The sequence below is a fragment of the Tengunoibacter tsumagoiensis genome (genome assembly GCF_003967535.1).
GTDB classification, from domain to species: domain Bacteria; phylum Chloroflexota; class Ktedonobacteria; order Ktedonobacterales; family Ktedonobacteraceae; genus Tengunoibacter; species Tengunoibacter tsumagoiensis.
Genome location: NZ_BIFR01000002.1, coordinates 1,323,744 through 1,346,781 on the forward strand (window position 1 = coordinate 1,323,744; position 23,038 = coordinate 1,346,781).

The 23,038-nt window shown below is 51.1% G+C and carries 18 protein-coding genes and 3 pseudogenes; 5 read left to right on the forward strand and 16 right to left on the reverse strand.

Annotated elements, in window-relative coordinates; all coding sequences use genetic code 11:
- Positions 1–166: 166 nt before the first annotated feature.
- The 4 genes from EL628_RS25750 to EL628_RS25765 form a co-directional block, all read right to left on the reverse strand.
- Entirely contained in the window at positions 167–844 is a 678-nt protein-coding gene (locus tag EL628_RS25750) for a Type 1 glutamine amidotransferase-like domain-containing protein (RefSeq protein ID WP_126582860.1), read from the reverse strand.
- 176 nt (positions 845–1,020) lie between these two features.
- Positions 1,021–2,814, reverse strand: coding sequence for an ATP-binding cassette domain-containing protein (locus EL628_RS25755; protein WP_126582861.1), 1,794 nt, complete (start codon positions 2,812–2,814; stop codon positions 1,021–1,023).
- Positions 2,811–4,580 carry an ABC transporter ATP-binding protein gene (locus EL628_RS25760; RefSeq protein ID WP_126582862.1) on the reverse strand — a complete coding sequence of 590 codons (1,770 nt, stop codon included), beginning with the start codon at positions 4,578–4,580 and terminating at the stop codon, positions 2,811–2,813. Before EL628_RS25760 ends, EL628_RS25755 begins: the two co-directional genes overlap by 4 nt.
- 569 nt (positions 4,581–5,149) lie before the next feature.
- Positions 5,150–5,731, reverse strand: coding sequence for a TetR/AcrR family transcriptional regulator (locus tag EL628_RS25765; RefSeq protein ID WP_161975770.1), 582 nt, complete (start codon positions 5,729–5,731; stop codon positions 5,150–5,152).
- A 215-nt stretch (positions 5,732–5,946) separates the two neighbouring features.
- On the opposite strand from EL628_RS25765, the gene EL628_RS25770 reads away from it, so the two are divergent.
- Together EL628_RS25770 and EL628_RS25775 are read left to right on the forward strand one after the other, a co-directional pair.
- A complete protein-coding gene (locus EL628_RS25770) occupies positions 5,947–6,621 on the forward strand; it encodes a DUF998 domain-containing protein (RefSeq protein ID WP_126582864.1) in 675 nt (224 codons plus the stop codon).
- Between the two features lie 283 nt (positions 6,622–6,904).
- Entirely contained in the window at positions 6,905–7,153 is a 249-nt protein-coding gene (locus EL628_RS25775; protein WP_126582865.1) for a dihydrofolate reductase family protein, read from the forward strand.
- Positions 7,154–7,313: 160 nt separating this feature from the next.
- On the opposite strand, the gene EL628_RS25780 is transcribed toward EL628_RS25775, so the two are convergent.
- From EL628_RS25780 to EL628_RS25800, 5 genes and pseudogenes are all read right to left on the reverse strand, one after another.
- A complete protein-coding gene (locus tag EL628_RS25780; RefSeq protein ID WP_245994446.1) occupies positions 7,314–7,745 on the reverse strand; it encodes an NUDIX domain-containing protein in 432 nt (143 codons plus the stop codon).
- Between the two features lie 114 nt (positions 7,746–7,859).
- A complete protein-coding gene (locus tag EL628_RS25785) occupies positions 7,860–8,501 on the reverse strand; it encodes an HAD family hydrolase (protein WP_126582866.1) in 642 nt (213 codons plus the stop codon).
- 195 nt (positions 8,502–8,696) lie between these two features.
- A pseudogene (locus EL628_RS30890) lies at positions 8,697–8,888 on the reverse strand (SCO5389 family protein); the annotation flags it as partial.
- A 52-nt stretch (positions 8,889–8,940) separates the two neighbouring features.
- Complete coding sequence (locus tag EL628_RS25795) at positions 8,941–9,297, reverse strand: nuclear transport factor 2 family protein (RefSeq protein ID WP_218028995.1); 357 nt, start codon at positions 9,295–9,297, stop codon at positions 8,941–8,943.
- Between the two features lie 297 nt (positions 9,298–9,594).
- Entirely contained in the window at positions 9,595–10,014 is a 420-nt protein-coding gene (locus EL628_RS25800) for a winged helix-turn-helix transcriptional regulator (protein WP_126582868.1), read from the reverse strand.
- Positions 10,015–10,174: 160 nt separating this feature from the next.
- Between EL628_RS25800 and EL628_RS25805 the strand changes: the two genes are divergently transcribed.
- Positions 10,175–11,095, forward strand: coding sequence for an NADP-dependent oxidoreductase (locus tag EL628_RS25805; protein ID WP_126582869.1), 921 nt, complete (start codon positions 10,175–10,177; stop codon positions 11,093–11,095).
- Between the two features lie 366 nt (positions 11,096–11,461).
- Here the strand turns inward: EL628_RS25805 and EL628_RS25810 are convergent, their stop codons facing one another.
- From EL628_RS25810 to EL628_RS25825, 4 genes and pseudogenes are all read right to left on the reverse strand, one after another.
- Positions 11,462–12,019 carry a hypothetical protein gene (locus tag EL628_RS25810; protein ID WP_126582870.1) on the reverse strand — a complete coding sequence of 186 codons (558 nt, stop codon included), beginning with the start codon at positions 12,017–12,019 and terminating at the stop codon, positions 11,462–11,464.
- 308 nt (positions 12,020–12,327) lie between these two features.
- Positions 12,328–13,041, reverse strand: a pseudogene (locus tag EL628_RS25815) (zinc ribbon domain-containing protein); the annotation flags it as partial.
- A 112-nt stretch (positions 13,042–13,153) separates the two neighbouring features.
- Positions 13,154–15,016, reverse strand: coding sequence for a reverse transcriptase/maturase family protein (locus EL628_RS25820; protein WP_126582305.1), 1,863 nt, complete (start codon positions 15,014–15,016; stop codon positions 13,154–13,156).
- 567 nt (positions 15,017–15,583) lie between these two features.
- Positions 15,584–16,360: pseudogene (locus tag EL628_RS25825) on the reverse strand (hypothetical protein); the annotation flags it as partial.
- Positions 16,361–16,435: 75 nt separating this feature from the next.
- Between EL628_RS25825 and EL628_RS25830 the strand changes: the two are divergent.
- Complete coding sequence (locus EL628_RS25830; RefSeq protein ID WP_126582873.1) at positions 16,436–16,789, forward strand: hypothetical protein; 354 nt, start codon at positions 16,436–16,438, stop codon at positions 16,787–16,789.
- Between the two features lie 387 nt (positions 16,790–17,176).
- A complete protein-coding gene (locus EL628_RS25835) occupies positions 17,177–18,088 on the forward strand; it encodes an aminoglycoside phosphotransferase family protein (RefSeq protein WP_245994449.1) in 912 nt (303 codons plus the stop codon).
- 700 nt (positions 18,089–18,788) lie between these two features.
- Here EL628_RS25835 and lanKC read toward each other — a convergent pair.
- The 3 genes from lanKC to EL628_RS25845 form a co-directional block, all read right to left on the reverse strand.
- Complete coding sequence (lanKC, locus tag EL628_RS25840; RefSeq protein ID WP_126582874.1) at positions 18,789–21,509, reverse strand: class III lanthionine synthetase LanKC; 2,721 nt, start codon at positions 21,507–21,509, stop codon at positions 18,789–18,791.
- Positions 21,510–21,716: 207 nt separating this feature from the next.
- Entirely contained in the window at positions 21,717–21,842 is a 126-nt protein-coding gene (locus tag EL628_RS31150; RefSeq protein WP_218028996.1) for a class III lanthipeptide, read from the reverse strand.
- 364 nt (positions 21,843–22,206) lie between these two features.
- Positions 22,207–22,902 (reverse strand): ATP-binding cassette domain-containing protein, encoded by a 696-nt coding sequence (locus EL628_RS25845; protein WP_245994451.1) that lies wholly within the window; start codon positions 22,900–22,902, stop codon positions 22,207–22,209.
- Positions 22,903–23,038 lie beyond the last annotated feature (136 nt).

Here is a 23,038-nt window from a genome sequence, read left to right on the forward strand (position 1 = left end):
TCTGGTTTGCCGACTTGCTCACGCAGTACTCAGCCTGTAGAAAAAAGCATGGCGACAGAAAAGACGTGAGGAACTTTTCTATTGCCATGCTGTCATGAATGTGGGCAAGTTTGATACAAGATAACGCACCATCGCGAAGATATCAGCTTCGATAGTGAATGCTTTCTTAGGAAATGAGTACGACAGATGATGGAGGGAAGGTTCGTCGAGCGCCGTGATGAAAGACCACCACAGGTTCAAACCCAACGGCAAGCATTACGTTGTCTTGCACATAGACCCCTGTTTTTTCGCCCAATGCAATGATCGGATGGTGCAAGCGCTCAGCAAAACTGCGGATCTGCTGATCATCTGTCGGTTGATAATGGCACCAGACGGAAGCGCCCTGAAGCACATCCAGTCCAGTTGTGTCTTCCAGTCCAACGTCGTTCCGATCAAGCAATGATGCGGTGGAAATGTCTCTGCCGCAAATAATGGCCCCCGCACTGCCTCCATAAACGATGCCTCCAGCATGGAGGAAGCGTCGTATAACCTGATCAAATCTGGCTTCTTTGAGATCGCGCAGGAGCTTAAACGTATTGCCTCCACCGATATACAGTGCTGCAAAGGGGTTTAGATCATCTCCTGTCTTTGCCGAGACATCACTCCACATCGTGATATGATCGAGGCCTAAAGGGGTAAAGACCGATCCAATCCACGCGTAGCCAGAGCTATAAGGCGTTTGCTGAGGGTCCAGAGCCAGTGGTAAATAGACCATCGGCCCCCTGGCTGTGAGTTGAACGAGTAACTGATTAAGCAAGAGAGAGTCTTCCGCACTCCCTCCACCTGAGAGAAGCAAGCGAGTCATGTTTTTCCTCCATAGTTTTTGGTTTGAGCCGATCGGCCTTCCTGCTCACCATCCAATAGGAAAGCTTTACCTTGAGCGGTCTCTTCTACTGTGATTTCCGTCTTAGTTCCGGTTCGCGCAGTGGATAGAATGCCAGGAAACAGCAGGCGAGAATCTGGGTTCTCGCCTGCTTTTCCTCAAGAGAGGTTCTGATGTCGTTGAATGAGCGCATTTTGCTCCCCTTGCCAGAGCCAACGCATTTCTTCATTCTCCGAAAGAAGCTGCTTTAATGTTCCTTGTGCCTCTATTTTGCCTTCTTTTAGGAGAAGAATATGATCTGCCCGACGCAGTGCTGCATGGCGATGCGAGACCACAAGGAAGGTGCCCTTTGTACGAGCAAAGAGCCGTTCCCACAAGAGATTCTCTGTCTCCACGTCGAGCGCGCTCGAAAGATCATCGAAGATGAACAAGTCTGGGGTACGTACGAACATCCGTGCGGCTGCCGTACGCTGCACCTGGCCTCCCGAAAGTCGTACCCCACGCGGACCAATCTGCGTCTCCCATCCATCTGGCAGCGTTTTCAGATCCTGCTCCATTACGGCGGCATAAAGAGCATCTGCCAGATCTGCATCTTCTTTTGCTAGACCAAGCAACACATTGTCGCGCAGAGTTTCGCTAAAGAGCCTGGGCACCTGTGGGGTATAGGCACTGTACGGCGGAATGAAGTGAGATGCAGCATCTCCCACGACCTTTCCATTCCAGCAAATCTCCCCTGCATCTTTCGGCAATAACCCAAGCAACACTCGTAACAATGTCGTTTTGCCCGCGCCAACCCGACCCGTCACTACCGTGAACGAGCCTTGTGGCAGGGAAAACGTGGTATGCTCAATGCCACGTTCCGTCTCTGGATAATGATATGTCAGATCCCTGACTTCTACACATGCTAGCATCTCTTGAGGATCTCGCCGCTTTGTTTCTTCTCTCGCCACAGCTTTGGGCTCCTGGAAGAGATGGGGGTGATGAGCCACCAGCATTGCAGATGGTGCACCTTGCAGGAGCGTCACCAGACGCTCAAGCGCGACACACGTCTGCCGATATTCTGGCAGTACATTACTGATCGAGCCGATAATCCCTGGAACCCATTCCAGATAGAAGACAAACAACACAAAACCACCTACGGTCAATGTTTCATGGTGAAGCGCACTGGCCCCAAGCAGCAAAATCAAACCCGTACCAAGCTCATTCGTCCCTCCAAAGATCGCGTCCAATGTTGTCTTGAACAGCAGATCTTTCAGTGATGTTTGCTGACGTTCACGACTCAGTTCCGCCACATGCTCAATCACACGCTCCTCTGCGCGCGCGACCTTGATTGCCAAAACCGCATTGAATATCTCGCCAAGCGCTCCGCTGACATCGCCTGTTGCCTGCCGACTCCTGTGGCGATTCATCTCGATGTGAGGTCGTACCCATTTCGCAATGATGATGATCAGTGTCAGGGGCAGGAACACAAGTACGGTCAGGAACAGCGAAATCCTCACCATCATCACCAGTGCGATCATCGCAAAGATGCCTGCTCCCACGACACTGAACCACGAAGCGAGCTGCTGACTGAGCGCGTTGACATCGTCGCGGAAGCGATTAAGCGCCTCTCCCGTTGAGAACGGCAGCGCCCGTCCACCCGGTAATGCGAGAATACGCTGGAAAAGATTACGCTGGAGGAGCGAACTGGTGGTGTAATGTGTCACCGTGGTGAAAAACTCCCAGCCGAGTTCATCAATGGTACGGATGAGCTCGGCTGCAAACAGCAAAGCCAGAATTCCCCACACACTCATCGCTAGTGGCGCGTGACCTGTCAATGTATCGAAAAAGATGCTGGGGAGCACACAGAATGGGATATAGAGCACCCAGCCTCCCACAACGATGACGAGCAAGCAGAGATACATTCCTGTTTGAAAACGATAGAGGCGCCATGCAAGTTGCCACAATTTCATTTTGCATCCTCCATATCATCAACCTGTAAGAGCCTGGAATAGTATGATTCCGAGCCCTGGGCTAATTGCTCACGCGGACCATACTCGCCTACCCGTCCACGTTCAAGGATCATCACTTCATCTACGTGCTTCAAGGTCGTGAGCCGATGCGCAATGATAATGCCCGTGCGACCGCGCAAGAGGCCGCTTATTGCACGATCTAGCAGCGCCTCAGTCACCGGATCGAGACGTGAAGAGGCTTCATCCAAAATCACCAGATCGGGATGAGCCAGAAAGATTCGTGTCAGCGCCACCAATTGCGCCTGCCCGGCGGAAAGGCTTTCGCCGCCAGAGCGTAAGATCGTATCCAACCCCTGTGGCAAACGCTGAGACCATTCTAACAAACCGAGCGTTTTGAGGGCGTCCTCGATCGCGCTATCGGAGATGCTGCGGTCGAACAATGTGAGATTGTTGCGTACACTTGCATGAAAGAGCTGCACATCCTGTGTCACAACGGCCACACGCGAGCGGAGCACATCAAGCTTGATCATCTTTAGATCCACACCATTCAACCGAATGCACCCTTCATCGGGGTCATAGAAGCGCAACAGTAATCGTGTCAACGTGGTCTTCCCGCTCCCGGTGCGCCCAAGTACGCCGAGTACGGTGCCAGGAGTCAGGCTGAACGAGATGGCATGAAGCACAGGTTTTGCTGCCTGATAGCCAAAAGAGACCGTTTCAAAGCTTATAGCTAGTGGTCCCTCTGGCAATTGTTCCAGTTCACCATCAGGAATAGCTGTCCTGGTTTGTAGAAGCTCATCCAGGCGTGAGAGACCCGCAACCGCTTGCTGGAAATCTCCAATCTGGTGAGTGATCTCGCGCAGTGGGTCCCAGAGTTGCATCGTATAGGCAAAAATGAGGTACACAATCCCAAGCGTAATGGTCCCGCTGAGATAGAGATACGCATCCAGTCCTAGCGCGATCAGCGTACCGATAATATACATGAGCATGCGCACGCCTCTCACTTCCTGGCTCACCAGTTCTGCTCGCCTCTGGAGGAGGAACCGTTGACGGAGAAAAAAAGTGAGGCGGTGTAAAACAGAGTCAACGGCACCGTTGGCGCGGATATCCTCAGTACCGCTGAGTCGCTCTTCTAGAAAACCAAACAACTCTGCTTCGGCCTGGCGCGCTTTCACAAAGTAGGGCGGGGGTATGCGGGATAAGAGGATGTTGACGAGCAGATAACAACCCGTATATACCAGGAGTGTGAGACCAATGCGCAGATCAATGAGCAGTAAAACGACCAGCATTCCCACTGTCAGCAGGACACTGTTGATGAGCACAAGCACAAAGCGCGAAAAGAGATTGTTGAGCATGCTAACATCACCATCGACTCGCTCAATCAACTCGCCAGGGGTGTGCTGATGATGAAACGAGAGATCCAACCGCAGGCAATGTCGTGCGACATCAAGACGGAGCGCGTTTGTGGTGATCCAGGCAAGTCGCTCCGCTGTATAGGTCTCGCCAACACGCACACCGCGCGCGAAAAATGCAACGCAGAGATACACCACAGCCAGAACAAACAACGTGTCCGCTGCTCTCCCATGTGTTACAGCATCAATAAATTGCCCCAGAATAAAGGGCGTAAGCAGTTGCAGGCCAATAGTGGTCAGCAAAAAGATAGTAAGCAGACTGACCAGTCGCCATTGGGGCGCGATATATTGCTCCCACAGGCGGCGGTAGCGGAGAAAAGAATAGGATGGTCGGGGCGTGACTGAAGTCACCATAGGTTTCCCTCCTCATGAGCATCGATCTATGCTTCTTCATCAGTAATCGTGTTTTTGCATGGTGCAATAAACATGCAAAAGTGCCGTAGGCCGGATAGGTGTTGCAGAGAGCGCCCACGGTCTGCTGATGCGCATGAGAAAAGGAACACAACAAAGCCGTAGGAGGTGGCGACCAGGCCAATTCCTTTGCCCACAGCTTGTCGAGATCGTTGTTAGTGCAGATACCTCCGAAAAATGGGCATAGTACGGCCTTGGGCGACGGTTCGCGGCATGTTGCCATTCCCAAGCAAGCAGAGGCATTGCTTCTGCTTCTGGCGTATCGTCACACAATCCATACGATGACACCTGTTTCTTTCTCTAAAGCTAGCAGGAGAGTGCACTTCCTCTTCTGCATATTTCTATTGTGGAGAAAAAAAAGCAGCTTGTCAAGGGAGGAAGACGTAACATTCGGTAAAGGTGTAGGCGCATTATGGAATGCACAACAACGGGACGAGAGAAACAAGAGAGAAGACCTGTTTTTTCTCTGCGGGGATATGTGCTTCCTCAACCCCTGGCAGATGCTATACTGCTCACTTTTCTTTGAGCATGGCCCACACTCCGGGTAGCGCCAGTTGCTGGAAGATGGTCTCCATCTGTTCGGGTGGGTAGGGCATAGAAGCAGTGACCCACCATTTAAGCAAGGTAAGAAAGGCGCCGGCCAGGTACTGGGAGACCACTGGCAGAGGGATCGGGGGAGAACGTTTTTCGGCGCAGAGGGTGGAAAGGGCTGGTTCAATTGCTCGGCAGAGTGCTACCTGCAAGGCTTCCCACAAAGGCTCCCCCGCACGGCTTCGCATCAGGGCCAGAAACTGCTGATTCTGAGAGTGGTACACATGCTCAAACAGCTCCAGGCTGGGCACGACCCGTTGTCTTGCGGTTGAACGGGTGATCTGGTGTGTCAACATCTCCAGTTCCTGCTCTACAATACAGTTGAGGACATCCTCTTTATCGAAATAATGAGCATAGAAAGTGGTACGACCAATGTCTGCCCGATCCAAAATATCCTGCACCAGAATCTCTTCGTAGGGTTTTTCTACCAGGAGTTCCGCAAAGGCAGCACTCACCAGACGATAGGTGCGTTGGGAACGACGATCGGTTTTCTGTTGTTTCACGGATGTCACCTCTTCTTTGGCGAACAATCAGGGTTATAGGTTCGGTAGAGAACGGTTTCCCCGGCGTGTGCTTGGCAGGGAGCACATTCCTATGTACACTCTCTTCAGAATACCATATTCGGTAGCAAACAGACTATTCCTACAAACTTTAACAGAGTAGGTATGACTCTTTTCAGAGAATGGTCATATGATCTGACGGCAAAGGAAAAAAACATATGGAAACCTCAGCACAACGCACTGGAGAGCAACCGGTAGCGACCAGACTGTTATTGGCTTGCGGTGCCATTGGTGCACTGCTCAACATTGTTGTCATTCTCATTCTTGGGGCCATACGTCCTGGCTACAACGCCTTGCTCATCCCCGACAGCTCGCTCGAACTGGGGGAGGGTGGGTGGATACAAATGACCAACTACATCGTTACTGGAGTGCTCCTGCTCGCTTTTGCCATCGGTCTCAGGCTACGCCTTTGCACTGGACGTGGTTCTACCTGGGGACCCATCCTGCTCGGCCTCTTTGGCCTGAGCTTCATCGGGACTGGGATCTTCGTGACCGATCCAGTGCTGGGGTATCCACCTGGAGTGCCGAGCATGACAACCATTCCCGGAACCATTCATAATCTCCTGGGCCAGCTTCAGTTCAACTCGCTGGCTGTGGCTTGCTTTGTGCTGGCACGGCGCGATGCCGCCGATCCAGCATCGCGCCGCTGGGCCTGGTATTCGGTTGCCACAGGTCTGCTGGTCGTTGCCTCTTCTATCGTCTTCGTCCTCACCTTCATATTGTTGGATGGGGGGCCAGTAGGACTCATTGAACGAATTGGCATCATTGTGAGCGGGTGTTGGGTCGCTCTACTGGCGATCCGCCTGATGAGCAAACAGGCCTCGATAGCTTGAGCAGTGGAACAGCCCAGGGAGCGGACATACGGGCAGGTGATAGATCATGTTTCATTCGCTTTTTCTTGCACATTGAGTACCGAAAACTTTAAGTATAGACACACCTGCTCATATTGCGCGTCTCGGTAGCAAAGGGGAGTTGGGTTCGCTGCCCATTTTGTTCAAGACAGAGCCTTTTGATGAGCTGTATAGTCACTGGTAGGACTATATAGCTCATCAAAAGGCTCTGTCGAGGGAAGATTTGTGCACAAATGATCAATCAAACACAGAGGAGAATTGAGCTATGCAAACAGGCAAAGTGTTTTTCGATATGGTGATGTCTCTGGACGGCTTCATCGCTCCAGAAGGGATGGAACTGGCCCATATCCACGATCCGGAATACAAGCAGTGGTCGAAAAAATGGATGGAACTCATGCATTGGGTGTTCCAGCAGAAATTCTTTCGTGAGAATCTCAAAATTGGTGAAGGTGGCGAGACAGGTCAAGATAGCAGCATCCAGGAAAAAACCTTTCAACGTACCAGCAATGAGTAGCAGCCCCATCAGCTATGGCGCGCCCATGCGTGAGTGTAGCGTTTTGAGTGGCTCCTTCATGGGCGCGCGTTTCCTGGCGGAGAAACATAGCTGGCGCAGGTTGGAGAGTGCGTGATTCTGGCAGGAATGATCCTGCTGACCAGAGGTTAAGAAGAGCTATCTACTGGGTTGCTTGCTCCAGAAAGCGCTCTACAATCAACCTTATAGTGGGAATCAAATCCAGGTCAAGCACTCTTTCGAGCGGCGTAAAAACCATAGCCTGCCCTTCACCCAGGACAATATCTTCCTGGCGGGCCTGGGTCTGGACGGAGTAGACATACCATCGACGATACACTCCTGGCTGTGGGTCAGCAGGAAGGATGCTCTCCCAGAACAGCTTGAGGTTGCCATGGACCTTGATGCCTGTCTCCTCTTCCAGCTCCCTGCGGGCCGCTTCTTCCGGGGTTTCGCCCAACTCAATCCCGCCTCCCGGCAGGCCCCATTTGTGCGGCCACGGATATGCAGAGCCATCGCGGTGCTGTATCAACAGCTGGCCCTGCTGATCTATTACAAGCACCACAGCAATATGGTGATCCCGAATCTTTTGCTCCATTTTGTACGCTCTTTCTATCTCATCTTTCAGATGCAAGTGCATCCTAACTTGACTGAGTAAGGTAAGCTCATCCGAAACGAGCCTTTCTCCCGCCTGAAAGCACATCAGCTTGCTTCAGAGTACCTGAAGGATGATATCCTTCAATTCAATCAGCGTGTCGATTCGATAGCGAGCCTGTGAAAAGTCCTGCGTTTTTGTAAAGTCGTTAGACACAATGGCACAGTCAATGCCTGCTGCCACGGCTGAGTTCAGCCCTCTGGCTGAATCCTCTACCACCAGCGTCTCTTCTTTGGCGGCTCCGAAACGCTTTAAGCCGGTCAGGTATGGTTCCGGGTGCGGCTTGGCGAACTGGTAGTCTTCGCGAACAAGGACGAAATCCATACATTGTCTTATCCGACGCTTTTCATGAATAATGTCAAAATCCGCACGCTTTGCAGTCGTCACTATAGCCATGCGGACATATTGTGACAGTTCAGCCAGCGTTTCAACGACGCCCTCTATCTCAATGGCTTCTGTTCTCAGATAGTCTTGATAATATTCATTACGAATCTCACGCTGTCTGCTGATAGTCTCTTCATCAATCCCTGCTGCCCTGGCCTGGGCCCAGGTGGCCAATCCCTGGCTCATATCCTGGAGGTATTGTTCCTTGTTCAAGGTCAAACCAATGTCTGCCAGGGCGCGTTCTCCAGCTTTGTAATACCAGAATTCGGTATCCACCAGAACACCATCATGATCGAAAAGTAGGTACTTTTTCACTATCTTAATCCTTTTTAGTAAGTATAAATATATTTTAGGTATTAAGTGCCGATGATCAGTGGAGTCGGTACTCTCCACCCATGGCTGAATATAAGGACAGAACAACAGCGCAGGTTTTATTGAACTGGCTGGCTCGGAAAATGAAAAGAGGCAGGGTGCTCGACATTGAGGCACCCCGCCCACCCCGTCTTTCCGTTAGCAATCAACGAGTTCGGGACTCTGGTTCAGAAGTTGACTTCTTGGCGAAATAAACGCCTCATAGCTCCCATCGAGCTGATCCTTCTGGAAGAGGGCAACGCGATGACAGTTCCGAAAGGCCAGTTTCACGCCAAAATGATCTTCTAAAGCTCCGCGCAGTGTGAAGAAAGAGGTGCTGTATAATGCTCTGTGTCGCGTGCTACAGAGAGCGGAGGAGATGCGCGTATACAAACTCTGCCGATCAGACAGTGAGCAGCGTATAGAGCGTGGCAATGTGGCCTTCTCTTATGATCGCAATATCCATTCCGCTCACGACAGGAGGCTTTCCTTTTGGGCCAAAGTGCCAGGCAAGGTAACCAAGATTGTGCGTTTCATAGATGGGCCCTGCGGCAGTGAAAACGAAACCAGGCATTTTATCAAGGAGCTTCTGTGCCTTGTCGTTGAGTGCCTCGTGACCAGTGGCAATGCCATCATGATCAGAGAAAACAACATCATCTGTATATGTCCTGGCTATTGCCTGGGTGCGCCGCTCGGGGTCACGCTCGTTAAAGACCTCAAACAAATTTGCCAGCATCAAATCACGAATTGTTTCAGTCATAGCTCTACTCTCCTTCTCATTTTTTCATGTGACTTCCAGGGAAAACCTGCTCATCCGAGTGACCGCAAACAGAGAGGCCCCGTCGGAATGCCTCCCAGAGAGAGTACTCCAGGCAAGGGAAGAGGCAGTTTCAAGCAAGCCACAAGAGAATTTCTCTCGCAATGGAAGAGTCCACACTGTTGAACAGATCAATGCCTTGCGTTGTCAGTGCGATCATCAGGGTCCCCCAAGGGCAATAGGAATCTTACTTATAATACTCACCAGGTGCTTCTGTCTCAATGCAGAGTTTTCTGGGTGCTAACGCTGCTGAACAAGGGAGGCTACTTCGTCCTGGATCTGGGTATGATCGCGCTGGTCATATGCGGCCTGGGCATAGGCAACTTCCTGCAAATGTCCATATGCCCAGTCTCTGAGTGCGTTCATGGGTTCTATCAGCGTCTGTCCCAGGGGGGTGAGAGAATACTCTACAACTGGAGGGACGACAGGATAGACGACGCGTTGGACCAGGCCATTGCGTTCTAATGCCCGCAATGTCTGCGACAGCATTTTTGTCGAGATCCCACTAATCCGCTTGAGCATCTGGCTAAAACGCATGGTGTCTTCTTCCAATGCGTAGAATACCAGCGGCGTCCACTGATCAGCAATCAACATCAGCACCTGCCGCGACAGGCAGTTTGACTGAAAAATATCTGGTTGTACTGGCTGTTTTGTTTCCATACAGGTACTCTATCACTTTTTGGTTACTTCTTACAAGATACATATGCTTCGGTTATAGTAACAACGAGTGATGTTTCATTCACTCATCGAAAAACCGAATTCTATGAAGAATCATAGTAGCTACGCAAGCAGTAAGAATATACACATAAGGAGCGGGAGCATGCCTAAAGCAGTGAGATTTGATCAGTATGGCGAGATTGATGTGTTGCAGGTCGTTGATGTCGAGCGGCCTACGCCGGGTCCGGGGCAGGTACTTGTTAATGTCAAGGCAGCCGGTATTAATCCGGGTGAGGGGGCTATTCGTAAGGGAGTGTTTGCCGAGCGGTGGCCAGCCACCTTTCCTTCTGGTCAGGGCAGTGACCTGGCGGGGGTGGTGGTTGCGATCGGCGAGGGGACGCAGGGCTTTGCGATTGGCGATGAGGTGATTGGTTTCACGCACAAGAGGGCCAGCCAGGCAGAGTTTGTCGTTGTAGAGGCCAGTGATCTCACCCGCCGTCCGCGCAATGTTTCATGGGAGGCGGCAGGTTCGCTGTTTGTCGCCGGAACCACGGCGTATGCGGCGCTTCGGGCGGTCTCGCTGAAACCGGGAGATACTATTGTGGTGTCAGGGGCAGCAGGTGGAGTTGGCTCAATCGTTGTTCAGCTGGCAAGAAGAGCAGGCGCGAGGGTAGTTGGCCTGGCTGGCCCAACTCATCATCAGTGGTTGCGTGACCACGGCGTTGTCCCGGTTGCCTATGGTGAAGGCGTTGAGGATCGTCTTCGAATAGCCTCTGATGGTCATATTGATGCGTTTATTGATACATTTGGTGCCGATTATGTCGAATTGGCGCTTCAGCTTGGCGTTCAACCAGAACGAATCGATACGATTATCAACTTTGAGGCAGTGGCAAAGTATGGGGTCAAGGCCGAGGGAAATATGGATGCAGCGAACGCAACAGTCCTGGCAGAACTTGCTCAGCTCATCGACCAGGGTGAACTGGAAATACCCATTGCCCGTACGTATCCCCTCACGGCTGTTCGAGAGGCGTATCGGGAGTTGGAGCAGCGTCATACTCATGGCAAGATTGTGCTCATCCCCTAGCGCGTTGCGCGAGAGCAGTGCTCTGGAAGGCTCTCTTTTTCAGGCTTTTGAGGGTGATATGACGCCGAGCAACCGTCACCCTTCTTCAGTGATCCGCGATATGGAAGCCGAGGCTATTCGTCCTCCGCTCCTGGTTTGTCTGCCATGTGACAGAGAGCGCATACATTATACTGTCTGTGTAGACGTAAGAGCTGAGTTGATAAGCTAAGGATACGTGTCAAATCAGTAACTAGTACATTGAGGCCCAAGTCTTTCTGCAATTGAAGGGCGTAGAGACAGCATTTTCTCATCAGCAAAGCAGTCTTCTACGCCGAGAGACAAGAAGCGAGATCCACAAGAGCAATGCTTCAAGGAACACAAGATGCTTCAATCTTCCAACGTGTTGTACCCATACTCGAATTGCTCTTCTTCATTGGTGTAGGACTGCCCGCAAGTCACCACCTCACCTGGTTGCAAGCATGGTCCTTCCAGCGCAGGGATATCTATTGCAGCCCAATCAATCTCCACTCGAACTGCTGACTCCTGCCCAGAACCCACTTGTTCTGTCGGCCAAAGGATGTCGATGAGCTCGTCGCGGAAGAGCCGCCGCTGTGAATCCTGACGCGTTTGGGCCGAGGGGAGAAGACCTGAGTTGCTCACGTCAAGGATACATCCATCGGCCGTACCTTGCAGGGGAGGGTAGCCAGGAAGGTGGAAGGTGATATATGGATGCAAGTCCTTTTTCCAGACACTCTTCCCCTCAGAATAGACAAACAAATTGATGATCTCTCCATACCAGAGAACCAAATAGGGTCCTAGCCTTTGCTGACTCAAATCGTCTGCCAATGCTTGTTTGATCTCTTCTCTGGTGTTGAAGAGATAATAGTCAGCCTTGCGAGCACCACCCGGACCGACCCAGAGTTCTAACAAATAAAAACTGCGCATCAAAGGAGATAGATTCCTTTCTCGATACATAGAAGCATTTTCCACCAGATGTGTTCGTTCACGACTGATAGGGCGTCCCGTGCCGACGCACAAGCCGTTCCAACTCGATTTTCTCCGCATCGCTCAATGTCAGTGGTTCTGGTTTGGGAACTCGTATGGATCGGGCTCCTCCTTTCAGCTCATCGGTCCCAGTATACTACAGACAGACTTGGTCCTCAATGTACCAGTGACACTCCGCACGCGTTAGAAACGCGGCGGCTTCTTGCACTGCTCCGTAGTCGCTCTTCTGAGTCTGTGCTTGCTAGAAGCTACTCGGTGAACAAGCGTAGTTGGGTAGCAATACGGGGAGAAGGCGCACCCATCCTGCGCTTTTTCCCATGGGCGGTGCCATGCCCCTGGCGATCTGCTTGCCCGGTTGGGGGAAGAGATGGTTCCCCGTCCTCTTTGGCGTCCTGGCAGATGACCACACCTGACCCTCTCGGGTCCTCCGTTTGACGAGCAAGCGGAGTGCGAGGCTTTTCTTGGTATCGGGAGACCAGCCGTTGACCAATCACGATGGATGCATTGCGATCCGCGTTGCCACGCATGCCACACGCAGGACAGATCACCAGTGGAGCCCCCATGGTATAGCCTTGCTGTGGAGTGCCCTGGGCAGAGCGAATCACGTTCGCATGACAGCATGCACATTCTCGGCTCGTGGTGCGCGGATTGACCCGGCTGGTGATGATGCCTTCATTCCAGGCTTTGTACTTGCAATACCGGAAGATGCGTCCCTTCATCCAGAATGCCCGCTTGCTATTCCCGCGACGACTGTATTTTCCCTGTTCGGGTTTCAGGTTCCCCAGATGCTCAAACACCAGGATGCTTGCCCCGTGCTGTTTGGCAAACTGGACAATGCGAGCGCTGATCTGATGGGAAAAGTCTTCATCGTGATTGGCTATTTGGTGCCACAGAGCCGCGTTATCCTGCTCTTCAGTGGCAATGATTCCCGTTCTCTTGCGATTGCGTGCAATAATGCCAAGCTGCCGTAGGATAGGATGCCAACGAGTTGCTGAGAGGCTCAGTACTTTTCCGACATCCCTCCTCCGAACCACGCATGCATCTTTCAATGCACGTGGCTCTCCAGTACCATAATCATTCTTTTCGTACGACATCTGCGTGTTGTCGTCTACTTTTGATTTCCGCGAGACTGATACCAGGCTTTTTGAGCGGAAGTCCGTGTTCTACATCTACGTGGCATCTTTTGCAAAGGACCAACGTTTTTCGGCGTAATTCAATCATTCGTCTCACCCATGCTGGCTTTTCCCTTCCTGGGCGTTCGTAGAGTTTTTTCATTGCGCGGATATGATGCACTTCCAGATTCTCCGTGTCACCACAGAGTTCGCAGAACTGAGCTAATAGCCTTTTCACGAGTTCTGTTCGTGTATTCCATATCTTCGGTGGCCGTTCTTCAATAGGTGCCTTGATATCCCATTTCAGTGATACACCTCCCCACGTCGCTACAAGCGGCTCTCTCTCGTATCGTGGTATTTTTACTTGGAGCCCTTTGTATTGAACTCCATCTACCATTAACGTTACCTCATGCTTTTTCACTATCTCATTTACCGTCGTTTTGTGTTTGTCAGCAAGTGTTTTGAGAAGTGAGGTTTGCATTATCCATCGTAGCCTGCTGGCTGTATGGAGATTAAAGGCGAGGCGGTAATAGTTGACAATGCCTCGATATTCCAGTTGATACTTTGAGACGATAGCATAATCGCTTTCGTTTATCAGCTCTGATCGTTGTCTTGCTTTTCCATTCCGCATATATCGCTTGCACTTCTCTCTTAGTACGTCTTTCGGCATCCGCAGCCCTATTCTCCCATTGATACTTCTTCCATTTCCCTTTGTACCGTGAATTGCACTTTTGGAACGGTGTTTTGTATCTTCTTGGCGTGTTGTGACTTCGTAGCCTAGAAATCGCGCAGCTTCCGTTCGTGCATGGGTGATGAGCGTTTTGGTATCGGACAGTTCTAGTTTGAGTTCTTCTCTTAGAAATGTCCCGATGTGCTGTTTGATTTCTTCCGCTTCTGCCTTTGATCCAATAAAACCCAGAAGAAAGTCGTCGGCATAGCGCACGTATTTGAGCCGTCGGAAATTGGGGTCATTCGCATTAAGGCTCGGTAGTTTTTGAAATTGCTTCCTCAACTCTTTTGCCATCTTGATGTTTCCCATGCGTCTTGCTTGAATGGATGCCGCGACGAGTTTTTTATACTCTCCACTCATCCCTCTTTTGACCCCACTGTTGTATCGTGGGACAAGAACGTTTTCTACATATGTGTCCAATTTGTTCAGCAAGATATTTGCGAGCAGTGGGCTGATGATACCCCCTTGTGGGACTCCACTTGAGGCAGTATTGTACGTCCAATTTTCCATATATCCTGCGTCTAATAGCCCTCGCAGAAGCCGCAACAATCTTCCATCGTGAACTTTCTCACTAATGGTATTGAGAATAAGTCCATGATCGAGTTTGTCAAAGCACTGCGAGATATCGCCCTCTATGAACCATGTAACGCCTGACCATTTTTTGTGGATTTCTCGTAGCGCTGTTGCACAACTGCGTCCAGGCCGAAATCCGTGTGAGTGATCACTGAATTGGGGTTCATAGTACGCCTCTAGGATGAGACGTAGAACCTCTTGTACCAGTTTATCTGACCAGACCGGCATTCCTAACGGCCTCTTTTTCCCATTTTTCTTTGGGATGTACGTTCTGCGTGCTGGAAGCCATTGCCACTTCTCGTTGCGTACTAGTTCAATGATGGTGTCAATTTTTTCCAGTGACATTCCGTCGGGCGTCTCTTGGGTCACTCCGTGTGTCATTACACCGTTGTTTCTGTAGATTTTCCCATAGGCCATGAGGTAGAGGTTAGGGTTATACAGCAATTTGTAGACCCGTTCCAGGTTAAGTTTTTTCTTTCCTCGCTCGCGGATGAGAGCTAGGATGGTTTCGGCTTCACGCATCACACGTACCTCCCCTTCTTTGCTTCTCACTGATACCTACCCTGCCTATCTTTATCAAGGATAGGCTCTCATCTCCTTTCGGAGATTGCTCCTTCGTTCAGATATTTTTTTTTTTTTTTTTTTTTTTTTCTTATCCTCTCTACTATGAGGGTTCCGTCGCCGTAGGTGTCGCCACCCGTAGGCGATCCCGTATTTACGTATGAAAGACGTTTAGAGTGTGTAGGTGCCCCGTTCGTTTCCTTACCCCATTCATTATTGGGTATTCATCACAGAGAGCTTTTCTACATCGGAAGACGGAGATGTAGTATTGTGATGTCGCCGCCTCAGATGTGGTGCGACGGGTGGCTTTTTGCACCATTGGAAACTAGGATTTAACCAGTGTAGGCTTCACCATGCACTCAGAGCTTGCAGAGCATCATCCTACACATCTTCGGTTGCCTCTGCTTTACAGACATGCTATTTTCCCCTTCAAGTTTCCTCTCTAGGTAGGTCAGTTGCTCTAAGAGGTATTAACTCTCGACCTCCTGCTCCTATGAAGCTATCTTTCATACGTCGAAACGGCGCACTTTTCCTAAAGCCGGATATCCGTTTGCCACCCTTGAGAAAGCGGGTGGCAAGGATCGTACCTGCGGCAGTTTGCACCGTGCAGACGGCGATGTTGTCGCCTAAATTGAGGTCTACCGAACAGATGCGTGTCTTAGGATAAGCCATCTGTTCAACGATTTTGCCCGGACTGGTAAAGGTTTTTTCAACAGGGGTATGCAGCACCCAGTGGTCGCCTTTGCGAATGAGCGAGGGACTTCCCAACACGTAGCCATCCTCCACATCCCCGCCCAGCGTGCGCACTTTGACCCAGGACCAGCAGGTTCCCGTCCAGATCTTGAGCAGGATGCTTGTCGTGGTGCGTCCTTTGTACATTCCAGCATAAAAAGAAGGAGACTTGCGCCACGTGCGAGGCGGGACGGGTGGGCGATCGCCACAGGTTTTGCCTTTGGCCTCCGCTTTCGCCTTTTTCGCTTTCCATCTGGCGAGATGCGAAAAGAAAGAGCGAGCGGAACCCAGTGCGGTGTTAATGGCAGCGCGTCGAAACAGGGCGGGAATGTTGGGCTCAATCTCGGAGAGTGGCATGATGGGATCAGGATTATCAGCGGTGCGATGCGTACGTTTCTCCAGAGCGGTGAGTGCTTCTTTTGTCGGCAGATCGAGCAGTTTCACATGGGCGTTGATCACATCAAAGTAGAAGGCGGCCACCCGGTTGAACAGGGCATGGTGAGCTTCAAACCAGAGCGCATGCTGCGGTTGATAGCACAATGCCTGTTTGATCGTTTTGGTCGCCTTCCCCATCACTTCTCCTCTTCCTTTTGTTTCGCAAGAACTCTTGTTAATTCCTGTTGAACAAGTCGATCAAGCACTTTCACAATGCTTTCATTGGTATATGCTCCGATGAGCTTTGCAGCTCTTACGGTTCGTATCCAAATGCGGGTGCTGGTGTACTCTGGTTTTTCCATGTGGTATTTATATCACATTTTATACAAAAAAGCAAGGGCTAAAGCCAAGAGAAAACCCGCCTTACCGCACGCCTTGAAAGGACGGCGGCTTGCGGCGGGTTTCGGTTCATGTCATGTGTTAGGGCCAGCACACCCTATTGAATTGGCGCTAAAAGCAAGTATTGCGCTGTTTCGGCCACTGGACGTTTTCTCCGCTGATCAACCTGCTGTGAGGCAAGAAGTCTTGCATATGGTACGTGATCGCGGTACACTTTCTCTATCATAGTCAGAAGGGTATATTTGATATTCGCTCACTATTGACGCTGACGCTCATCTCAATCCACCTATACGCAACTCTCCGTCATCAGCAGGCTCCCGGCTGAGTCTTTTTTCTGTTGCTCCACGTCGGTCTGCTGGACTGGCAGGAGTTCTTTTTATGCTTATCTTCCTCCGATTCGTGCTCCCCCACTTCTCCTGATCGACGAACTCTCCTGGAGAGTGCAGCTCACTTTTACAAGCCCGAATGTGATATCTGCGGCAACTGTGCAGAGAAAGATCTTACCAACACGCTCAATCGAAGAGCCGATCTCTCTCCTATTCGCCTGTGGATGCGCACAGAAGCGGGCTTGCACAACTCAAAGCACACAGAACACAACGGAGGAAAACGAGATTGTTGTCTATTCCTGAGCATTTTGCGAACGTTATGATGACGTTGTTTGGAGAAGAGGGCCGTGTCTGGCTCGACCGTTTACCTGCGATACTGGCAGCCAGTGAGAAACGTTGGGGACTGACAATTGGTGCGCCGGTAGGGAATTTGTCGTTCAACTATGTAGCGCATGCGGTTCTGGCAGACGGGACAGAGGCCATAGTGAAGACAGGTCTGACCGATGAGTTTCCGGCTCAACCGGAGGCACTGCGTCACTGTGCAGGGCATGGCATGGTACAGCTATTGGCTTATGACGAGCTGGAGCAGGTAATGCTGATGGAACGTGTGCAGCCGGGTAAGACGCTACGTGCGGTGGAGCATGATGAGGTGGCGATCTCGGTGGCGGCATCTGTGATGCGTCAGCTCTGGCGTCCCTTGCCTGCGCAGCATTATCCTTTCCCAACGATTGGCGATTGGGGCAAGGCCTTCGCTCGCATACGCAAACAGTATGCCGGAGGTCCCTGTCCAATGCCATATGAGTACCTCGACCGGGCCGAGCGGCTCTACGCGGAACTGAGTGCGTCTCAGGCCGAGCCGGTACTGCTGCATGGAGATTTACATCAGGACAATATCCTGTTCTCCGAACGTGAGCTGTGGCTGGCTATTGATCCTAAAGGAGTGATTGGCGAGCCTGCTTACGACACTGGTGCGCTGCTGCGTAACTTCTGGCCCGACATACTCTCCCATCCCAACCAAAAACAGCTTCTGACTCGCCGCATTGATCAGCTTTCCGCCGAGCTGAACATCGAGCGTGAACGTATTGCGAACTGGGGTTTCGCTCAGGCTGTCCTTTCCATGCTCTGGTGTATCGAGGATAGCGGAGAGCTCCCATACCAAGGGCTCTACTTCGCCGAGTTATTAAACGAGATGACACAATAGCGCATCCTACACGTGAACAGTGAACACGCGCCCCTTCGATGACGTTTGACATCATCAGGGGGGCGTTGATCTGAGAGGCCTGATGCAGATGCATAGCGTCAAATATGGACCTTTTCTGTCATAGTACTAGTACAAATGCTTGAATATCGATTCATGGAGAGAGAGCCTCGAGTAGAGTACCCTTTTCATGATCAGTTTACCGACCTTGACCCGCTTTTGGGGAGTAAGAGAAGAGAAATTTGTTATACTTCAAGCAGTAGGATCCAATGGGTAAATCACAATCAGGTCACTAAGTAACAAGCAGTTTAACTATTTGAAACCAGTGGGAAAACAAAAACAACAAATATCGAGAGATCCTGGTGTTTCAGATAGTGCTTTACGCAAATGGTGCAGAAAATTTGGTGAGCACGGCAAAGAGCGGAGGATTTTATTTTTGAGTACTATGAGGTGATGTATGGCGACGCTCTCTTATCGCAAAGATGACATTTTCGACTCAGCAGCGCAGGTGATTGTTAACCCTGTGAATTGCAAAGGTCACATGGGGAAAGGTCTTGCGCTGGCTTTTAAACAACGATATCCACACATGTTTGCCGTCTATCAAAGTAGAACTGCTCTCTGCTCAGCTTTTTGAGAGCCATTCGCCAACAGCATCTACCCTCAGCTTACCTCAAAGCGTCAAAGCGCCGCATCAAGCTCCACCTCAAGTGTTGAAAAGCAGGGATGCTGATATATATACAGGTCGGCGCAGGTGTTCTGGCAGGAGATGATCCAATGTAAAATGAAAATTATATTGTCCCTCAGCAACTCCTGCCAGACGGTGCAAAAACAGAGCAATACCAGCCCCACCAGTACCAAAGTCAGTGGTGATACGCAGAAGGTGTTCTCCTGGAAAGGCCAGACCCTGCGGTCTTGGTAGCTTGAAGAGTAAAACCCCTCGCGCCGCTTGCTGGGCGCGCCTTAGATAGTGTTCTTCCCCTGTGAACTGATAGGCATCCAGCAGAAAATTTCCCAGTCCCGCCAGTCCCTGAAAAAGGCCAGGGAAGACGCTATATGAGCAGAACGTATCAGGGGCCAGACGTTCGAGCACGTCGCGGTATCTGCTCTCACCTGTATAGCGCCAGAAGCGTAGGAGAACGCTGGCAATGCCTGCGCTACCACTCAGCCAGTAAGGCAGGACAACGTTATCGTCTGGATCAGCGAATGATCGGGGTACGGCCAGGTGTCCCTGCTCATCGGCGACTGAGAGATGAGCGAGATCGAATGCTATAGCCTGACTGCCGGTTTCCAGAAAGTGTGTCTCCTGTGTGATTAACCCGAGATAAAGCAGATAGAGGCCGATGCCACTGGCCCCTCGCGCATAGCCGAGATGGACCCTGCCATCCTGATCGGGCCAGCAGTATCCTTCATTGTGTACCGCATTTTTTGTGTGTAGCAACCATTCTCCTACCTGCCGCGCACGCTCCAACCAGTCAGCATCCTGGGTTGCCAGAGCAAAACGCAGGCAGGTTAAGCCGTAGCCAGCCGCACCAGAGAACAGGTCGGCACTATCCCACAACAGCGGATGTTGTGCGGTTTGCCGTAGCGTCTGCACGGCTACCTCCCTCAATCCCATCTCCCATAACGCCCATGCAATGCCTGCAGCACCGATATAAAGACCTGGCGGTAGCTGGTCCTGATGGAAGGATTGCCCCAACAACCATGTACGCATACGTATGGGAACCTCTCCTTCAATGAGAGCAAGGGCATAGGTTACTCCAGCTGCCCCGTAGGCCAGACTGAGCGGATTGGTAGAAAAAACCAGTGGATCAGCCGGAAACAGTCGATCCGTCCGCGTGTAATCAGCGCTGGCATGTATGTAGCTCAGGATCTCGCCGACTGCTCCCAGCAAATCTTCTCTGGAGAGGGCTGGTGGTATTGGAGCAGTTATTTCTGGCTGGTGAAACCTGGCGTGCTGGATGACGGCCAGCGCCTGTTGTGGCGTGAGCTGCTTCACCCTGTTTTCGTTCATGCAGTCTTCGATAAGTTGAGGAATTTCCGGTGGCAGACCAAGATCGCGGCTGGTGGCGTCTAGAAACGCTTTCGCCGCCGCAGGTTCCAGCGTGAGCAGCGCATTCATAGGAAAAAGTGTTCCTTGCAGCAAAGCACCAAAGGCGTACATGTCTTGCTCTTTTCCTGAGAGCTTTGTAAGAACCGGGCTGCTAAAGCCTGGTGTGATGAGGCTGGCAGCCAAACCGCTCCCATCCTCCCATGCACCCTCCAGATCAATGAGGCGTATCGTTCCCTGCTCACTATCGCTGACGATAATATTTTTTAAAGAAAAGTCTCCATAGATGATGCCTCGCTCGTGGAGAACGGCTATGGCCTGTGCCAGATTACACCAGATCTTCTTGAGCTTTTCTATGTAGTCCTGGATGACCTGCTGCTCAGGATCGAGTTTAATCAGCGGCAAAAATCGCACGATAAACGCGCTTAACAGCATGCCTGGAATGTATTCTTCAACCAGGAAGAGATGTTCCCAGTCCCAGAACAGGTCAATTGGGGCGGGCGTGATGCCTGTCTCCTGCAATTGTTGGAGGAAGCGATATTCTTCCCGCAGGCGCTCAGTCGCATCTCTTCCCTGACCATCAATATTGACAAAACGCCTGGCCTCTTTAATGATTACCTTTTGTGTAATGTGTGTATCAATAGCAAGATAGACGCCACCATCGACGGAGAGCTGTATCGCCTCCTGTATACGATATCTCCCCTCTTTGAGTGTACCATCATCTTCTTCCGTCTCGTTTGTGTTGCCAGCGACGCGTTCAAAGGGGTCTTTCACCCATACAGGAGGATTCCAGTAGGGAGTTCGTTGATCGGGAGCCAGTTCGCCTTGAGGTGAGAGGAGCAACTGTCTGTGGTCACCCGCAACAGAGAGTCGACGCATACCAATAATTCCTCCATAGCGATAGAAGAGAACTTCGGCATCTTTATAGCGTTTATCCGACAGAATGTAAGGTCCAGTGAAGGGGCGCAGGATAGGGTACAGGGCCTCAATGAGCTCACAAAAATGGCGCTCATGCACGGGATAAATGGTGATAAACTTGCCGCTGGCTTCTCGTGCCATCAGTGGAGATGTGGAAAGTCGAACACAATACGTATCCAGAGAAAATTTAAAAGCCACCTCGCGCTCAATACAAAAAGCAGCGGTTTGCTGGAGGATCGCCTCACAATTATCAGGTGTCGCCGAGACATGAATTTTCCAGCCCTGTCTGGGAAGTTGACTGGCAGGTGGCAGAACGGAGAACCAGAAAGCCTGACGGGTCAGTTTCCAGGCGAGAGGAAGCAATTTGCGAGCAATTCGCAGCAGTTCATCACCCGGCTGATAGTGCTCCATCGTTTCATACCAATCGCGGTGAAAAAGAGCAGAAAATTGATGGGACATGACCGCATATTTCCTTTTTTCGTTTGATTCATCGATCAGAAGATGAAAGTGTGTCTGGAGATCATTGTTCAGGTTTGACCTCTTCAGGTCACTCGAGTTACACCAAATTGCTGAATAAGGATGTGCCAGCGGGATGGCTTATGTTACGGGCCACCCCGCTTCGCTAATCAACGCAGCAGTCTGCATCATCAGAAGAAAACAGACACCTTATTGACACAGGAGTAACGAGAGATGACTCTCGTTGAAACAGACCTCCACAGATACTGCACTTTCTGCAATGTATTCTGATTTCTTTTCCGTTGAAAGCTTTTGCAATGCTAAAACTCTATTCATCGCTATTCCACCTTTCTTTTTTTGGGGAGGATGTTGTCATCTCCCAGTTTGAACAGCCGAAAGCAATCATATGGATTCAAGCAAGAAGCAGTTACGTATCTATCGATGAGATGCCTGCCTCTCAAAAGCAGTATACCTACCAGACAAACTGATGTATCTCGATGTTTTTGTCATCATTTTGCGACAACTCTGAGATCAGGTGGTCATCTTCTTTTTCTCTACTCTTCATGAGGTAGGACTAGGATCGATACTGTTGGTGAATTGGTTTTCTACGCTCAAACAAGAAGAAATTCCTGAAGCGCCGTCGTGCGGTTTCCAGGCTTCTTTAAGACGCTCTTCCTGCCAACTCTCTTCTCGTCGCCGTTCACCCTGGCACATCCTCCTCCCATAACTGCCGCATGAAAGCGCTTGTCTCAAGCACCTGATCCAGCCTCCCCTGCGCCTCAATCATGCCTTCTTTAAGGACGATAATGTGGTCAGCCTGGTGCAAGACCGAGCGATGATGCGAGACCGCAAGCACAGTTGCCTCTTTCTGTATGCCAAGACGTTGCCAGAGCAGTGCCTCCGTTTCTACATCCAACGCGCTTGATAAGTCGTCAACAACGAGCAGTTCGGCTGGCCGCACAAACATGCGGGCCGCAGCGACCCGTTGCACCTGCCCGCCGGAGAGGCGCATGCCACGTGGTCCTACGACGGTATCCAGGCCCTGTGGCATAGAGAGAAGATCCGCTCCCAGCACAGCCAGATCGAGCGCTCGCTTCAGCCGATCATCTTCAGGCAGGCCGAACAGGACATTCTCACGCAGGCTCTCGCTGAAAAGGCGAGGAGCCTGTGGCGTATAGGCACTGTGCGGCGGAAGGAAAAAGGTATCGGGATGTTCAACGACATCTTCATTCCAGACAATATCCCCCCGATCCTTTGGTAGTAGTCCCAACAGAACCCTGAGGAGCGTCGTCTTGCCAGACCCAACCTGGCCCGTGATAACCGTAAACGAACCGCGTCGAAGCGAGAACGAGATATCTCTGATCCCCTGCTCCGTCCCTGGATAACAGTAGTGCAAGCAATTCACCTCAAGTCGGTTTAGCCATTGAGCACCAATTGAAGGTACATCTGTGACAGTAGGTGATGGAGCGATAGCCTGCGTGAATTAGCTTAATCACTGATCACCGTTCGCCTTGTCAGTGTCATGGCCTGCC

Bases quoted from the DNA above. Each gene is read 5' to 3' on its own strand.
- EL628_RS25750 (WP_126582860.1), bottom strand. From the start codon at position 844: ATGACTCGCTTGCTTCTCTCAGGTGGAGGGAGTGCGGAAGACTCTCTC.
- EL628_RS25755 (WP_126582861.1), bottom strand. From the start codon at position 2,814: ATGAAATTGTGGCAACTTGCATGGCGCCTCTATCGTTTTCAAACAGGA.
- EL628_RS25760 (WP_126582862.1), bottom strand. From the start codon at position 4,580: ATGGTGACTTCAGTCACGCCCCGACCATCCTATTCTTTTCTCCGCTAC.
- EL628_RS25770 (WP_126582864.1), top strand. From the start codon at position 5,947: ATGGAAACCTCAGCACAACGCACTGGAGAGCAACCGGTAGCGACCAGA.
- EL628_RS25775 (WP_126582865.1), top strand. From the start codon at position 6,905: ATGCAAACAGGCAAAGTGTTTTTCGATATGGTGATGTCTCTGGACGGC.
- EL628_RS25780 (WP_245994446.1), bottom strand. From the start codon at position 7,745: ATGGAGCAAAAGATTCGGGATCACCATATTGCTGTGGTGCTTGTAATA.
- EL628_RS25795 (WP_218028995.1), bottom strand. From the start codon at position 9,297: ATGACTGAAACAATTCGTGATTTGATGCTGGCAAATTTGTTTGAGGTC.
- EL628_RS25800 (WP_126582868.1), bottom strand. From the start codon at position 10,014: ATGGAAACAAAACAGCCAGTACAACCAGATATTTTTCAGTCAAACTGC.
- EL628_RS25805 (WP_126582869.1), top strand. From the start codon at position 10,175: ATGCCTAAAGCAGTGAGATTTGATCAGTATGGCGAGATTGATGTGTTG.
- EL628_RS25810 (WP_126582870.1), bottom strand. From the start codon at position 12,019: ATGCGCAGTTTTTATTTGTTAGAACTCTGGGTCGGTCCGGGTGGTGCT.
- EL628_RS25820 (WP_126582305.1), bottom strand. From the start codon at position 15,016: ATGCGTGAAGCCGAAACCATCCTAGCTCTCATCCGCGAGCGAGGAAAG.
- EL628_RS25830 (WP_126582873.1), top strand. From the start codon at position 16,436: ATGCTTTCATTGGTATATGCTCCGATGAGCTTTGCAGCTCTTACGGTT.
- lanKC (WP_126582874.1), bottom strand. From the start codon at position 21,509: ATGTCCCATCAATTTTCTGCTCTTTTTCACCGCGATTGGTATGAAACG.
- EL628_RS31150 (WP_218028996.1), bottom strand. From the start codon at position 21,842: ATGAATAGAGTTTTAGCATTGCAAAAGCTTTCAACGGAAAAGAAATCA.